Raw genomic sequence first — 386 nt, forward strand, 5'->3', positions numbered from 1 at the left:
CGAAGACACCCGTGTCGCTGCCGCGCACGGAGGTGGGGTCGATGCCGGCGTGTTCGAACGCCTGCCACACCGTCTCCAGCAGCAGCCGCTGCTGCGGATCCGTCGCCAGCGCCTCACGCGGACTGATCCCGAAGAACCCCGCATCGAAGCCGTCCGCCCCATGCAGGAACCCGCCCCGCGACACATACGACGTCCCCGGGTGATCCGGATCCGGATCGAACAACGCCCCCAGATCCCAGCCCCGATTCACCGGGAACTCCGACACCGCGTCCCCACCCTCCTCCACCAGCCGCCACAACTCCTCCGGCGAGGACACCCCACCCGGCAACCGGCAGCCCATCCCCACGATCACCACCGGATCCGACACCACACCCACACCAGCACCC

At 69.4% G+C, this 386-nt stretch carries 1 protein-coding gene; it reads right to left on the bottom strand.

Features of this window, described 5'->3' with window-relative positions:
• Positions 1–386, bottom strand: a 386-nt coding sequence (locus KCH87_RS48530; protein WP_210594473.1) for a beta-ketoacyl synthase N-terminal-like domain-containing protein, incomplete at both ends; no start/stop codon positions are given.

The sequence above is a fragment of the Streptomyces sp. GESEQ-35 genome (assembly GCF_017948485.1).
In the GTDB taxonomy this organism is placed as follows: Bacteria; Actinomycetota; Actinomycetes; order Streptomycetales; family Streptomycetaceae; genus Streptomyces.